11 protein-coding genes and 1 pseudogene are annotated in these 14,407 nt (G+C 59.8%); 3 read left to right on the forward strand and 9 right to left on the reverse strand.

From position 1 onward, the window contains the following. Positions 1 to 145: 145 nt before the first annotated feature. The 3 genes from AAFL97_RS09710 to AAFL97_RS09720 all read left to right on the forward strand — a co-directional run bounded on the left by AAFL97_RS09710 (position 146) and on the right by AAFL97_RS09720 (position 2,179). Entirely contained in the window at positions 146 to 910 is a 765-nt protein-coding gene (locus tag AAFL97_RS09710; RefSeq protein ID WP_341644722.1) for a PEP-CTERM sorting domain-containing protein, read from the forward strand. Between the two features lie 72 nt (positions 911 to 982). Further along, positions 983 to 1,420, forward strand: a complete 438-nt coding sequence (locus AAFL97_RS09715) for a low molecular weight protein-tyrosine-phosphatase (RefSeq protein WP_341644723.1) — start codon at positions 983 to 985, stop codon at positions 1,418 to 1,420. Between the two features lie 36 nt (positions 1,421 to 1,456). Beyond that, positions 1,457 to 2,179: an SIMPL domain-containing protein gene (locus AAFL97_RS09720; protein WP_263459620.1), complete on the forward strand. Its 723-nt coding sequence runs from the start codon at positions 1,457 to 1,459 to the stop codon at positions 2,177 to 2,179. 6 nt (positions 2,180 to 2,185) lie between these two features. Here the strand turns inward: AAFL97_RS09720 and AAFL97_RS09725 are convergent, their stop codons facing one another. The 9 genes and pseudogenes from AAFL97_RS09725 to AAFL97_RS09765 form a co-directional block, all read right to left on the reverse strand. Further along, positions 2,186 to 3,442 carry a glycosyltransferase family 4 protein gene (locus tag AAFL97_RS09725; protein WP_341644724.1) on the reverse strand — a complete coding sequence of 419 codons (1,257 nt, stop codon included), beginning with the start codon at positions 3,440 to 3,442 and terminating at the stop codon, positions 2,186 to 2,188. Positions 3,443 to 3,486: 44 nt separating this feature from the next. Next, on the reverse strand, positions 3,487 to 4,989 hold the full coding sequence (locus AAFL97_RS09730) for a heparinase II/III family protein (RefSeq protein WP_341644725.1): 1,503 nt from the start codon (positions 4,987 to 4,989) through the stop codon (positions 3,487 to 3,489). Between the two features lie 256 nt (positions 4,990 to 5,245). Beyond that, positions 5,246 to 6,220, reverse strand: a complete 975-nt coding sequence (locus tag AAFL97_RS09735; protein WP_341644726.1) for a glycosyltransferase — start codon at positions 6,218 to 6,220, stop codon at positions 5,246 to 5,248. 55 nt (positions 6,221 to 6,275) lie between these two features. After that, the gene (locus AAFL97_RS09740) at positions 6,276 to 7,658 is read right to left on the reverse strand and encodes a hypothetical protein (protein ID WP_341644727.1); all 1,383 of its coding nucleotides are present in this window, start codon (positions 7,656 to 7,658) and stop codon (positions 6,276 to 6,278) included. Between the two features lie 53 nt (positions 7,659 to 7,711). After that, positions 7,712 to 8,695 (reverse strand): glycosyltransferase, encoded by a 984-nt coding sequence (locus AAFL97_RS09745; RefSeq protein ID WP_341644728.1) that lies wholly within the window; start codon positions 8,693 to 8,695, stop codon positions 7,712 to 7,714. A gap of 183 nt (positions 8,696 to 8,878) precedes the next feature. Continuing rightward, a complete protein-coding gene (locus AAFL97_RS09750; RefSeq protein WP_341644729.1) occupies positions 8,879 to 9,997 on the reverse strand; it encodes an ATP-grasp domain-containing protein in 1,119 nt (372 codons plus the stop codon). Next, complete coding sequence (locus AAFL97_RS09755) at positions 9,994 to 11,265, reverse strand: oligosaccharide flippase family protein (RefSeq protein WP_341644730.1); 1,272 nt, start codon at positions 11,263 to 11,265, stop codon at positions 9,994 to 9,996. The genes AAFL97_RS09750 and AAFL97_RS09755 overlap by 4 nt, the downstream gene beginning before the upstream one ends. A gap of 191 nt (positions 11,266 to 11,456) precedes the next feature. Continuing rightward, positions 11,457 to 12,738: pseudogene (tviB, locus tag AAFL97_RS09760) on the reverse strand (Vi polysaccharide biosynthesis UDP-N-acetylglucosamine C-6 dehydrogenase TviB). A 37-nt stretch (positions 12,739 to 12,775) separates the two neighbouring features. Then, positions 12,776 to 14,344, reverse strand: a complete 1,569-nt coding sequence (locus AAFL97_RS09765) for an MraY family glycosyltransferase (RefSeq protein ID WP_341644731.1) — start codon at positions 14,342 to 14,344, stop codon at positions 12,776 to 12,778. Positions 14,345 to 14,407: the final 63 nt, after the last annotated feature.

Raw genomic sequence — 14,407 nt, forward strand, 5'->3', positions numbered from 1 at the left:
TCATGGAAATATTATTTATTTCAGCTATTTGATCAAGTTGGTGTAAATATTGCTTTAGAATGGCCTGCGACCTTCACGTTGCGACGACGTTAAACCCTCGCACTCTGGCCACACGCCAGCCGTGACGTACAGACAGGAATCACTCATGAAGAAAACTGCCTTCATCGCTGCCACCGCGGCTCTCGCAACCTTCAGTGCCGGAGCATCGGCTGCTTATGTCAGTCAGGTCAACAGCCTCAGCGGCGGTTTCAGCATCGCTGGATTTGCCGACGGCTCGCCGAACACCTACACGGTCAGCCTCACCGGCCTTTCAGGCAGCGGCGTGGTCAACGTTGGTCCGAGTGGCAGCTATGAAATCAGCGCCGGGCCCGGCACCTCGGGTGGAAGCGCTTCGGTCGAGCTCACCGTTCCGCTGCTCGGAAGCCGTACGTTCACGACAAGCAGCCTCACCTCGCTGTTCACCGGCGACGTCAGCTTCAGTGGCCTGGCCGAGGGCAACTACCCCTTCGCCTTCGGTGCTGGTGCCGTCACCTCCCCCATCGGCGTCAGTTTCAGCGGTGGCTACGATGGCTCCACGACCATGGGTATTCTCGGCTTCCTGAATTCCCTGCTGGGGACTTCGTTCGTCGATCCGTCGGGAGCCGGCACTTTCAGCGTCGAAGGCACGATCACTGACACATCGGTCGTTCTGGAGGTCACTGAAACTGCTGCTGGCTGGCCTGGCGCAGGTCAGCTCCTGCTCGACTTCATCGGCAACGTTCCCGTCATCGGCGGCAGCTTCAGTATCGACAATCTGGCGATCACTGCAACGCCGACCTCGACTCAGGTGCCCGAACCCGCTTCCCTGGCCCTGCTGGGCCTGGGCATGGCTGGTCTCGCCGTACTCCGCCGCCGTAAGCAAGCCGCCTGATCCCGTTGCTTCAGTAACATCTCGAAACCGACGCCCTCGACGGAGGGCGTCGGTTTTTTTTACGCTAGGGCCATGTTCGAAAAGATACTTATCCTTTGCACGGGCAACATCTGCCGCAGCCCATTGGCCGAAGCCCTTCTCCGCGACCGCGCACAGGCGCAGGGCAAGAAGGTTCTCGTTCGTTCCGCCGGCATTGGCGCTCTCGTCGATCACAGTGCCGACCAGACTACCCAGCAGGTGGCCGGCCTGCACCAGATCGATCTTGGTGGCCATCGGGCACAACAGCTCAACCTCGAGTTGACGCGCTGGGCCGATCTCATTCTCGGCATGGAAAAGCATCATCTCGACTACACGAACGACCTCGATCCAACCACGCGCGGCAAGACCTTCCTGCTCGGCCACTGGAGCAAGGCCGAAGTGCCCGACCCCTATCGCGAGCCGCAGGAAGCCCACCAACTGGCTTATGACATCATTGCCGAAGCCGTCGAGCAATGGATCGCCAGGATTTGATGCTGTCCCCTTCCCCGACCTGCCTGGAGCCCTCTCATGTCTGAAACACGAATCGGCCTGCTTCCTGCCCTGCTGCTCGCCGGCGGTGTTGCATTTGCAGGCTTTCAGGTGGGAAAGGGGATCGAGCACTTCAGGATGGCCGATCGCAGCATCACCGTGAAAGGCCTTGCCGAACGTGACGTAAAGAGTGATTTCGCGGTATGGACCCTGAGTTTCCGCCGTGCGGCAGATGAGTTCGGCACCGTTCAACGAGCGCTGACCACGGATCGCGAGCAGATCGTGTCCTTCCTGCACAGCCAGGGGTTCGAGGATGCGGAGATCGAGATACGTCCGCTGCAGGTGCAGGATCTTCTCGCACGCGAATATGGCCCCGAGCGTGTCGCCCTGCGTTTCAACGGCCAGGGGCAAGTCACGGTGAAATCTGCTCGGGTCGATGCCGTCGCCGCTGCCTCGAACAAGGTCGACCCCTTGATTGCTGCCGGCATCCAGCTCGGCGGAGATGGCCAGGGGGAATGGCCGCGCTATCAATTGCGCGGCTTCAACGACATCAAGCCCTTGTTGCTGGAAGAAGCTACACGCAGCGCACGCGAGCAGGCCGGCAAGTTCGCGGCCGATGCCGGCGCCCGTCTCGGGCCATTGAAGAGCGCAAATCAGGGCGCCATCCGCATCCTGGACGACGACGGCAGCGACATGGACAGCTCGCGTACCATCGGCAAGCGCTTGCGCGTTGTCAGTACGTTCGAATTCGGGCTGGAATAGCCCCTTTCATCGCGCAAACCGCTTCTTGCCCCGAGCATCATCCACTACGGCCTCCAGCACCGTCAGCATCCGTCGCGCCAATTCCTTTCTGTCATACTTCCGGGCCCCTCCCAGCCCCTTGCTGCGGTATCGCTCGTACGCTGTCCGATCCTCGAACATCCTCACCACGCCGTCGCAGAGCGCATCTGCGTTTTCCGGTTCGAAAACGATGCCTGCGCCTTCCTCTTGCACGATATCGGCCGATTCGCCCGAGACACCGTGCAGCACCGGAATGCCCATGCCCATGCATTCGAACAGTTTCGATGGGATCACCGTCGTGAAGAGCTCCGTCTTGCGCAGATGGATGATCGACACGTCGAGCAGGGACCAATAGCGCACGACTTCCTGCTTGGATACCGAATCGACGAACACAACGTTGTCCAGCCCCATCGACCGCGCCTTCAGTACCAGATCCGCCTTGCAAGCGCCGTCACCCAGCAGAAGCAGCCGATATCGGTCGCCATCGGGCAAGGCCTTCAGCTTGGCGGCGGCTTCCAGCAGCGTATCCAGCGCATGCGCCATTCCATGCGTGCCGATGTAGCCGGCGATGAACTTGCCCTCCAGCCCCAGCCGAGCGAGCAATTCGGCATCCTTCTGCCGGGGTTTGAAGCGGCTGATATCGACACCGTTGGTCACGACATCGATTTTTTGCCCGTCGATTCCGCGCCTGATCAGGTTCTCGCGAAAGGCGTTGGTCACCGTCACCACTGCGTTCGCCTGCCGATACAGAAAAAGCTCGAGCTTCTCGACGAGATCCAGCGCTTTCGATTCCTTCATCGCCCCTACCGCACGGATCGACTCCGGCCAGAGATCGCGCAGCTCGAATACCCAGGGCACACGCTTCATCCGACTCGCCGCATATGCCGCGCATGCGGTGAAGAATTGTGGCGACGTGCCCACTATCAGGTCGACCTTGCGCACGAAGGGGCTGGCCAGTACTGCCGACAGCATGAAGCTCTGGTAGTCCAGGATGCGCTTCACGAAACCCTCGTTTGCCGTGATGTAGGACCATACCCGAATCACGCGGATGCCTTCGACCTCCTCCGCCTGCCACAGGCGGTTTCGATAACCATCGAAGACCTTGCCCTTGGGAAAATTCGGCGCGCAAGTGATCACCGTGATCTCGTGACCCATGTTCCTCCACTCGCGGCAATGCTCGAAAGTACGGCTGGCCGGGGCATTCACCTCGGGCGGGAAATTGTCAGTCAGAAAAAGAATGTGCATAGGGATGGCGGCAATGATTGAGTATTGGATCTATTGAATGGCGACTACAAGGCTGCGGCATGAGTGGCATGCTTGGTCGCGTACGAATCGGCATCTTCCGCAGGCCACGAAAAGCGTACATGGGCACTTCGGTCCACCATCCGCACGCGTAGCAGCCTGCACGGCCTCGACACGCCGAAGTGGGGATGCCACGAGGATTCCACCAGTTCCCCCACGCCGCGCTCGATCGCCCATTCCACGGGCTGGCCGCCTGGCAGCACGGCACTCCCCCGGCGTCCATCGTCCTCGATCGAAAGTGCCACATCGGGATGGAAGCGATACTGCGCCACCGCCTCGGCATAAGCACCCGTCAAGCCATCCATGACGCTCAGCTCACCAGGCTGCAGGAACCAGCTCCGCGTGTGCAGCGGACGCCCTTTCAGCCGGCGATAGCCGTCGTGGCTGCAGCTCACCTGCAGGCAGGCACCCTCCTCCCTGCATGTCAGCCCACGCGGATATGCGCGCCCCGCGACTCGAAAGCCGCCCCACACCTCGGACGAATCCATGCCATCGACAATCACCGTGTTGTGTGCTGCGGTACCGCGCTGGCGCAGGCGTTCGGCACTCGTGCCGTAGCACGAAGTTCCGCCATTCACCAGGAAGCGCTGCCCGAACAAGGACAGCTCGAAGCTCAGTGTGTCGGCATGCGCATGCCCTGGCAGGTAATCCGGCCCCACCCGTGCCACATCCAGCAAGGCAAGCGCTGCGTCCGATGCCAGCCGCACATAGCCACTGGCTGCCAATACTTTCATCGGTTCCGGCATCGGCACGCTCACGGCCGGAAAGCAGCGCGCGAAGTACGCTTCCATCTCGGCCACCGAGGGGGCAATGCCGATCGCTGAATCATTGAACAGAGAGATCTCGCCGTCCGGATGGCACATCGTCCGCAACCAATGCATCATCGCCGCAACCTTCGGCACTAGCCAGGCACGGACCAGCGCGCAATCCTCGGGTGCCGCTGATTCATGGCAAGCGGCGATATTGACCAGATCGAGCACATCCTCCAGGGCCAGCACGTGATACATCGTACTGAGTTCGAAGTGGCCGCCATCGGCCAGTATCTGTTCGGATATCTCGCGCGCCAGAATTCTCAGCGCCGTCCTTCTCCAGCCGTCTGCCTCCGCGCCTTCGAAGAACAGGCCGGCAAACATCAAGGCCTTGGCATTGGCAAACAGATGGTTGCCCAGCAGATGGATCTCCAGCCGCTTGCTCAGCCAGCGCGCCTGCACTGCCAGGCTGTGCCGTGCCGCCGGCGGCAGCTCTCCGCCGGCCAGCGCCCATTTGATCCAATTGACAATGCGCAGCGAAAGCGGATACGGCTCCCAGCCGTTACCCTGCCCGGGCGGATTGTGCCGGATCCAATCCTCGATCAGGGCGGCATGCCAGGCGTACCGCTGCTCGGCACCGATCGCGTTGAGATCATCGAAATAGTGCTGGTTGTAGCGCCACAGCTTTTCACGCTGAGGTCCGTCCCAGCCGATCTCGTCCAGTCCGCCCGGCTCGTTCAAGAAAACGAATTGCCGCGGTCCATTCATGCTCGCCAGTCGCCGTGCGCTTGCCTGCCACGTACCCCTATGGGCACGAAGGGCAGGCGCCGGACGCAAGTCAGGCTTGGGCCGTGAATATCGGAACCATATCCGGCCATAGAACTGCACCGGCCGCAGATGGCGCAAGGTGCGCCAATAGAGTCCCGCCTTGCTCAATAGATCCATCGTCGTTCGACTCGGCTCACCAACAAGAGAGCGCTGTCTGCATGGCAGTCTCTCATGTGTTCTGATTCAAAATCCGCATCGGCGATTCGGATTGCTCCGAGCCGTTCTTCAAACCGTGAAGCAGCGCGTTCAATTCGTCCTGGTTGCCATATCCATAGAGCTTCACGCCATCCGGGCGGGGTACGACATCGGATGCAAGGACAGGGCAGCCGAAATGAATGGCCTCCCTGATACTGATGCTGTCTCCGTCGGTCGAGGTGAGGCGAAGAAAGACATGCACCCTCTTGTATACCGGCCAGAACTGATACTGCCCCAGCATTTTCACAAGCACTCCGGCCGACGCCAGCCTGTCCATGCGCACAGCCAGATCACGGGGCAGGAGGCTTTCGTCGAACTCCGCGATTGCAAGCAGGCAGCGCGGCTTGCATCCCGCTCCCTGGAGATATTCGAGCGCCTCGATGAGCGCATCGATGCCATAAACGTCGCGCCCGGCACCATCCCGTACATACACGGACGCGGAAAGCGCCATCTTCAAGCCATGCGTGCTTGCCAGAAAATCCACGACCTCTTTCGGGTAGCTTTTCAGTATCTCCGCCTGCTCAGACTCCACCGGCGGCAAAAAGGGGCTCTCCACTTCGACCTTGTGCCCCAACCCCCTGCTCTCATATCCAGCCTTGAGGTGTTGGTGAACAACCCTGACCCCCAACGCACTCTTCACCAGAAAAATGTAAAGCCTTTCCAGCCGGCCCCTGCCCCAGTTTCGCCGGGAGGCGTTGTGATCGTAAATATAGGAACGCCTGAGGGCGCCAAGCAGATAGCATGCAAGGAGAAAATGGATATTCCCCGTATTCACATAGAACTCGCATCGCGAGGAAATGACAAGCCAGAACAGCTTCACCGGCCACCACCGGCTCCTCAAGTCGACATATCCAGCACCGGCTGAACGCATCGACTCGTATTTTCGCTTAACGAAAATGCTCACTCCGCCGTAAGGTGGAGGAAAGCGACCAACGACAACGACTTTCATGATGGATCCGGGAGTTGAAGAAAAGACCCTGAGCGTTCGCTCTCTGGTTCATGTCCTAAAGAAACTTGGCGCCGGCCCATAACAGATGCAGAACGACCGCAGCTGCCAGAACCACGCCTGTCACTCTCTTGTACCTGGCCCGCATGAGATGGTCCGACATGTCCGGCTGGAGAGCGAAAACCAGCAAGGGCACCAGAAAGGCGCCGAAGTGCCGAGGCTCCAGGCTGGTTGCCGCTATCGCGAACATCATCCCTCCGCCCAGAAAGGCCAGAAAGAGAATCTCCGGCGTCCTTTTCGAGCGATCCCTTGCAAGCTCCAGCAAGGCAAGCCACAGAAGCGGCGTCACGAAATAAAAGTAAATTGCGTTGACGGATCGAAGGGCATGAATGGCGCTTGCCACCTCGAACCCCGACCATACCGGCACGGGAAATACGAGAAGATAGAGCGAGCCGAGGATCAGCCTGATCGGCAATGGCTGCTTGACGATCAGCGTCATCCCGAGTGACCCCGATCCATGCTGGCCTTCGCTCATGCCAAGATACGCTTCGTTCCCCTTGACGAGCCGATCCAGGATCTGGTCGCCAAAAACAACAAGCAGCCCTATGACACACGCACCTGCAAGGACGGCCATCAAGTAGAGGCCGCCTTTTCCTCGGCCACCGGCGTTGCCGATCAGGAGCGCAGTGACGGCGCACAAGGCCATCGCAAAAGGAACGAAGGAAAACTCGGTTCTAAGAAACCCCAGAATCGTTGCACCCGCGACATTGGCCACGACAAGAGGGACGAGATTCAAGCCAAAACGCGGTGCCCTGAGCGCCTTGACCCATAAGAAAACCAGGAAAGTGACGAGCAGCAACACAACCGCATCACGAAGGTGTATGGCCGCGAACATCCAGAACAAGCCACAGCATGCCGCCAGTATCTTGAAAAGTCGAAATTTCAGAGAGTCGTCGCCATAAACGCATCTGACGATGCGTACACCGATCGCTGCAGTCATCGAGACGGAAGTGATATTCACCGCAATCCCGATGTAACGCTCCTTCTGGAAGCCCAGAAAAGCAAAAAAATCGTAGATCTCCGACCAGAACGCGATTGCCAGAGAACCCTCATGAACCTCTCGCAGTTCCGCAAGTGTCAGGCCGCTTCCTTTTCCTGTCGCATAGTCGAAGAAACGGCCTGCATCGCCGTGCAGTTGAACCTGATCGAAGAAAAAGTTCGCGTAGATTGCCGCAATGCCTGCCACGGCGAAACAGACAAGAAAAACCAGGCCGAAGGTGGAGTACTCCTGGGACCGAGAACCGTTCAGCGGGACAATGAAAAGCGAGCTCAGGAAAAAAAGCAGCGCCGATGCCACGAACGGCTCGATCGTGCCATATGCAAGAACATTAAGAAAAAAACCCGCTCCAAGGAGAATGGACAGGGCGAAGAAGCTATTCACCAGGTTTCTCGCGAAATATTTATCATGAAAGAAGTTCGAATGCGACTCTCTTTTCAAGAGAATGGCTGCAAGGAGCGTCCAGCCCCACCAAGCAAGGCCTCATACTCCTCGACCATTCTATCCACCCCCAGTTGACTCCGAGCGTAATTCAGGGAATTTTCAGACATTTCCCGCCACTGCTGCTCCGGAAGGAAGACGACATGCTCAATGGCTTTGCAGATCTGCACCGGATCCAGCGGATCGAAGACGAATCCGCGAACCGGCTCGGCGACAAGAAATGGATGATCGCAGACGCTCGATGCAATCACCGGGCGTCCGGCAATGAAAGCCTCGCAGACCACGTTCGGCAGGCCCTCATACAGCGATGGATGTATCAGCGCCCGATGCTCGCGCAAAAGATCCATGATGTCCCGCCGCTCACCAAGCCACTTCCATTGCGCCCTTACTCCGGGATACTTGTCAAGAATGGCTCTGAGGGCGGAAACGTAGCGCTGTCCAGCAGGAAGAATGTCCTCCTTGCCTGCCCATGAGATATCGGGCACGTAGCCGTGCTTCCGGCGAAAAAGTTCCAGGGCCTCGACCAATCGAATGCCGTTCTTCTCGGGGCCAATCCGACCGACAACCAGGAAGCCCATGGGCGGAATTTCGTCGCCGGCGGCCTGGCCTGCCATTGGGAATCCGTTGTAGATCGCCATGGTTTTCCCGCGGAGCCACGGAAACCGCCGTAGCCATTCGGCCTGGCTTCTGCTGTTGGCCACCACCTTGTCTGCGAAGCCGTACAGAAGCCGCTTTCCCAAGGCGAGGTATTTGTTCTTGTCGTGGTGATGGCTGGAGCGCTCCGATACGACGAGCTTCAAGCGCGGAGAGAAAATCGACGCCGCGACGGAGTACACGTTTGGCGTATCGAGAAACGAAATCAGCGCATCGTATTTCCTTGCGTGCAGCAGGCGCACGAGTCCAACGAGCACGTTGACGCCCAGTTTTCCCTTCTTGGGGAGCGCATGCACCGCCACGCCCGCTTCAGCCAGCTCGGGCAAGAAAAATCCTGGTGGGGATAGTAGATGAACACATCCACGATATGGCCACGAGCCTTCAGGCCGCATGCCAGGTTAACCAACTGACGTTGTGCCCCGCCCGAGCCGAGCGAATCGATTACACATAGAAGCTTCATCGGGTCCTGGAGCCTGCCAATGTTCGTGTGTTCCACGGAAAATGATTCATCACATCGACTTGGGCGACAGGTCGACGGACGCGATCAGCCTTTCCAGAATCTTGACGGGCATGCTCGTCTCGCCATCGTGCCAGCTTCCGCTTCGATCGAAATACCCCGGATAGACCGACGTCACACAGCCAAAGCTGATTTCGACGACCATGGGTTCACCATTGGCCGTGTACACAAGATCGATCGCAACGCTCTGCATTTTCAGGGTGTCTGCGAGCCTGAACGCGAGTTCGATCGAAGCCTTGGGAAACACTTCCGGCTCATAGCTCTTCAAACCGGAACCGGATGCGCGGAAATCTCCCGTCCTGCAGAAGCGCCGTACTGCAAAGCAGAAATCGCCGACGACGACCAGCCTGTCGTCGAATCTGTTGTCAGGGATGAACTCCTGGAAGTAGGCATATCCGATTTCCCGCGGATGGAGGTCGGATTTGTCGCGAATGAAGGGCAGCAAGGAACGCCCAAGGTGATAAAGCACTGCAGCCATCGAACGTGGGGTCCTGTCGCGCTTCGCGCGCCAGATGCTCTGCTTGAAGATCTCCCATCTTTCGAAGTACGGGAAACCCGTACCAAAGGCTTTCCTGACGAATTTTCGCGCCTCGGCTCGTGTCCTCGCCAGCCGTACGTTCAGGGCGCCCGCTCCACCGCGCAGCTTGAAAACGACCGGATAGGAGCAGGTTTGCAGCCAGGCGTCCGCCGACGCCTGATCGTAGAACACGTGGGATTTTGCCGCAGGCAGGCCTGCCACCTCGAAAACGTATTTCTGTGCGACCTTGTCGTCGAAGTGCCAGCAGGTCTGGATATCCGGATACGTCCGAATCGAGGTGCTTGCCAGCGCCGAGAACAGCTGACGGGCAAAGAGCTGATCCTTGTAGGAGTCATGGCGCCAATGCCATAGAAAAGCCGCACCATCGCGGATCTTCGAAACGAGGTCGCTCCGATAAGGGTCGACGGTCTCGAAATCCACTCCAGCTTTGGAGCAGTATTCGATCCACTCGTCTGAAAACGAGCCTTTCCGTTCGACGATGTACAGCTTGCGTGAGGCCGGCACCCCGTGCGTGCCCGTATTCCCGCTCACGGCATAATTACTGCCCGGGTATTGATCTTCTTGCCTGATCACGACTGATTAGCCTCATTGGTGGACCGGGCCTTCCGGATGACGTGAATCACCAGATACAGATTCACGATCGCTCCGGCGCAGGAAAAAAGAGCCACGGATATCGTTTCATCCTTGAGAACGAGGATCCCGAAGGCCAGCGCCAGGGCCTTCGTGACGATGCTCAGCACTTCATAGCCGAGCAGAAACTTCTGTATCCCCAGCGGGGCGATGGCAGAAACCGATGGCCTGTTGATGAAGCCGAACAGGAGCCAGATGGAAATCCAGCCGGCGAACACGCCGGCGTTGTGCCATTGGGCGCCGAAGACGAAGGAGAAGAGCTCCGGACCATAAAAGAACACCACACCGAAGGGCGGTGCAGCGATACCGAAGAGGATGACGGTCGACCTGACGAGCAGGCGGCTGACGTCTTCCTTCTCGGCCACGGCTTCCGCCAGGCGTGGATAGAAGACGTCGGAAACCGATTTGCCGACCAGCGTCAGCGGAGCGCTCAATATGCTCTTCGCCAACGCATAATAACCGACCACCGCCTGATCGAACGCAAGGCCGAGAACCAGAATCGGCAGGCTTTGCGCGATGGCATTGATGAACCCTTGAGGCGCACGATAAAGCGCGAAATCACTGAATTTTCGTGCGACGGCCGGAGCGTTGGCGAGCGCGTCGAATGTGCCCAGGGCCGCCAGGCCGCGCCTCGCCTTGAGGCCGAGCGTATAGAGCAAGGTCTGCACGGCCTGGCCGAATGCGTATATCCCGATCAGCACCGCGGCAAGCGGAAAGAAGAAGCCGAGGGCGGATTTCGAGACATTGTTGAAGAGCGAGTTGATCACTTCCATCCGCGCCAGCGAGGAGAAATCCTTTTCGCGCAGAAGCCAGCTTCTGAACACTTGAGCCAAACCCGAGAACAGTACGGCGAAGGCAAGGAGATACGGTAGTCCGGAGAAATCCCCCATCCCCATGTAATCGAGCAGTTCGGCCTCGAACATCAAGGCCAGGAAAAGCGTGACTGCGGCAAAGATGAGCGCGATCAGGCTGGATAGCTGGGTCAGCGAGGCGGCCTCGCCGTCGTCGCGGGACAGCACGATCGCCATGGGGTAGGACAAGGCGACAAGTGGGACGAGAATCGTGATCAGCGAAGAGAAGGTGCCGAGCGCACCATAGGCTTCCGGCGGGAAAAGCCGTGTAATGATCGGCGTGAAGAGGATGGTGATCGCCTGAGCGAGGGCAGTGCCTCCCGCCATGGTGGCGACCGACTTGACGATTTTCGATTTCACTTTGAGCGTTGTTTGCCAGATGCCATTCCGCAGTTCGGCTCGGCCCTGCAAGCGTGCCGCATGGCGGCACGTTGCCGATCAGACCAGCGGCTTTCCATGCTCAGGCCGGAGTGCCCGGTGCCGGCACGACCCGATGCAGCACGCTCTCCGTGCCGCCCGGATCGGCCATCATCGGCTTGCCGGCGGGATGATTACAGCCTCAGGTCGGCTGCATCGCGCGGCAGCACATACTTCAGGTCGTACAGCACGTGCTGGCGCTTGCCCAGCGCGCGGATGCCCTGGTCGCTGAGCGTCTTGAACTGGTCGTGGGCCACGGCGACGACGATGGCGTCGTAGGTGCCCGGCGCCGGGATCTGGATCGGCGTGATGCCGTACTCGTGCTCGGCTTCGGCCGGATCGACCCAGGGGTCGTACATCGGCCGCCATGCCGTACTCGCCCAGTTCCTTGACGATGTCCACGACCCGCGTGTTGCGCAGGTCCGGGCAGTTCTCCTTGAAGGTCAGGCCCATGATCAGGATCTTCGCGCCTTCGACCTGGATGCGCCGCTTGAGCATCGCCTTGACCAGCTGAGACACCACGTAGGCGCCCATGCCGTCGTTGAGCCGCCGGCCTGCGAGGATGATCTCAGGGTGGTAGCCGATGGACTGCGCCTTGTGGGTGAGGTAGTACGGATCCACGCCGATGCAGTGCCCGCCGACCAGGCCCGGGCGGAACGGCAGGAAGTTCCATTTGCTGCCGGCCGCCTTCAGCACCGCCTCGGTGTCGATGCCCATGCGGTTGAAGATGATGGCCAACTCGTTGATCAGTGCGATGTTGACGTCGCGCTGGGTGTTCTCGATGACCTTGGCCGCCTCGGCGACCTTGATGCTTTCGGCCTTGTGGGTGCCGGCGACGATGATCTGGCGGTACAGCGCATCGACCAGGTCGGCGACCTCGGGCGTGGAGCCGGAGGTGACCTTGCGGATGGTGGAGACGCGGTGCTCCTTGTCACCCGGATTGATGCGCTCGGGGCTGTAGCCGGCGTAGAAATCGACGTTGAAGCGCAGCCCGGAGTGCCGCTCCAGCACCGGCACGCAGTCTTCCTCGGTGGCGCCGGGATAGACGGTGGATTCGTAGATGACGATGTCGCCTTTCTTGAGCACCTTGCCGATGGTCTCGCTGGCCTTGACCAGCGGAGTCAGGTCCGGCTGCTTGTGCTCGTCGATCGGCGTCGGCACGGTGACGATGAAGACGTTGCAGGCGGCCAGGTCCTGCGTGTTGGCGCTGTAGCGCAGCCCCGTGGCTTCGCGCAGTTCTTCGTCCGAGACTTCGAGCGTGGCGTCGTGGCCGCCCTTGAGGGCGTCGATGCGTGCCTGATTGATGTCGAAGCCGAGCACGTCGCGCTGCTTGGCGAATTCCACCGCCAGCGGCAGGCCGACGTAGCCCAGGCCGATGACGGCGAGCTTGATCTGATCGAGGGATTGGACAGTCATGATGGTTGAGACTTCGCGTGTATGAAAAAAATGGAAATCAGTGTCTTGCAATCAGGGTGTCGGGAGCACCGACGGGGTCCTCACCTTCCGTCTTCTTGTGCTTGACGTCCTGATCGAGGATTCGGCCATGATCGACGTAAGTGAAGGACTCCTCCAGCAGTTCGCGCTTGCGTTGCCGGCGGCTGCGTACCCGCATCTCGACTGCGGGCTCATCCAGATTGATCCGGCGATCATTGAAAGGATCTCGATGGACGTAGCTGCGAATATAGACTCCGTTATACGGATGCAGCGCTTTTCGTATCAGACGCAGATATTCGATTTGATGGGTCAGGGGCGCAGTTTCGTCGTCGAGCATGATCTCCACCACGGCATATCGCATCCCAGGGTTGCCATCGGCCTCCATGCGCTGATACAGGCGAGTCCGGAAAGCGGTGTTGTCGCGGAGCTGAGGCGCGACCAGTTCATTGATCTGCTCGACATGCTCGAGCGCGCAGTTGCCGAAGAACACGCCGCAGTTGGCGGCAGGCGCGAGATCCAGGTAACGGTGGATGCCGCGCAGTGCAGGCACGAAACGCCATGGCCGTGCAGTGACCGTGACGTAAGCGGCAAACAGGCACAGAAAGGCCATGAACATCACGCTTTCGGGCACGCCCCAGAGCAGGCCGCTGACGCCGATTCCTCCCAGTACGAGGTGCAGCAAGCCTATGGACGTCACCACGTCCTCGACGCGAAAGCCTGCTCGCTGAAGCAGGTGGTGCAAATGGTAGCGATCGGGTGTGAACGGAGACTGCCCCATCAGCACTCGGCGCACCATGACGCTGAGCGTGTCGATGAGCGGGATGGCGAACAGCCACAGCGCGGCGACGGGGCTGATCAGCGCATTTTCTCCCTGGGTCAGGCTGATGAGCAGCCATACGATCAGCAGCCCCAGCGTCATGCTGCCGTTGTCGCCCATGAAGGTACGTGCGCGGTGCTGCCGTCCATGACGCATGTTGAACCACAGAAACCCCCCTACTCCGCCCAGCAGGGCCATCGACAGCAGGTGCATCGGGCCGTCCCCGCCGAAGCCCGTCATCAGCGCGATCAGAAGCAGCGTGATGCCGGCGATGGTGCCGACCAGGCCATCGATGCCATCGACCATGTTGAGCGCATTGATGCCGCCAATGGCGGCGAAGACGGTGAATGGCACGGCCAGGGCGCCGAGCGCGACGTTGCCGGTGAACACCACGTTGCCCAGGCTGGTCAGCGAAATGGCGCCGCCGTACACCATGAGCAAGGCCAGCACGGCCTGAACGACGAGCCGGATCCTGAAGCCGAGCTTCCAGCGATCGTCCATCAGACCCACCAGGAACATCGTGCCGCCGCAGATCAGCAGCGAGATCCACGCAGTCGTCTGCGCGGGATAAAGGCTGATCAGCATCACGACCGCGAGCAGCAATGCGGCCATTATTCCGAAGCCGCCGATGAAGGGCGTGACGTGTTCGTGCTGCTTGTGCTCTCCGGGGTGGTCGATCAAGCCCGCGCGCGGAGCCAGCGCGATCATGGCGCGTATGACGATGGCGGAAACCAGGATCGCCAGCGGTAGAACGATGAGCCCATGCATCATGAGAGCCTCCTTTTTTGAAGTCGAACACACCCGGCGAGGCGACGCCGGGGGGTGCGCGCTCGA

It is taken from the genome of Thauera sp. SDU_THAU2 (assembly GCF_038260575.1).
GTDB lineage: Bacteria > Pseudomonadota > Gammaproteobacteria > Burkholderiales > Rhodocyclaceae > Thauera.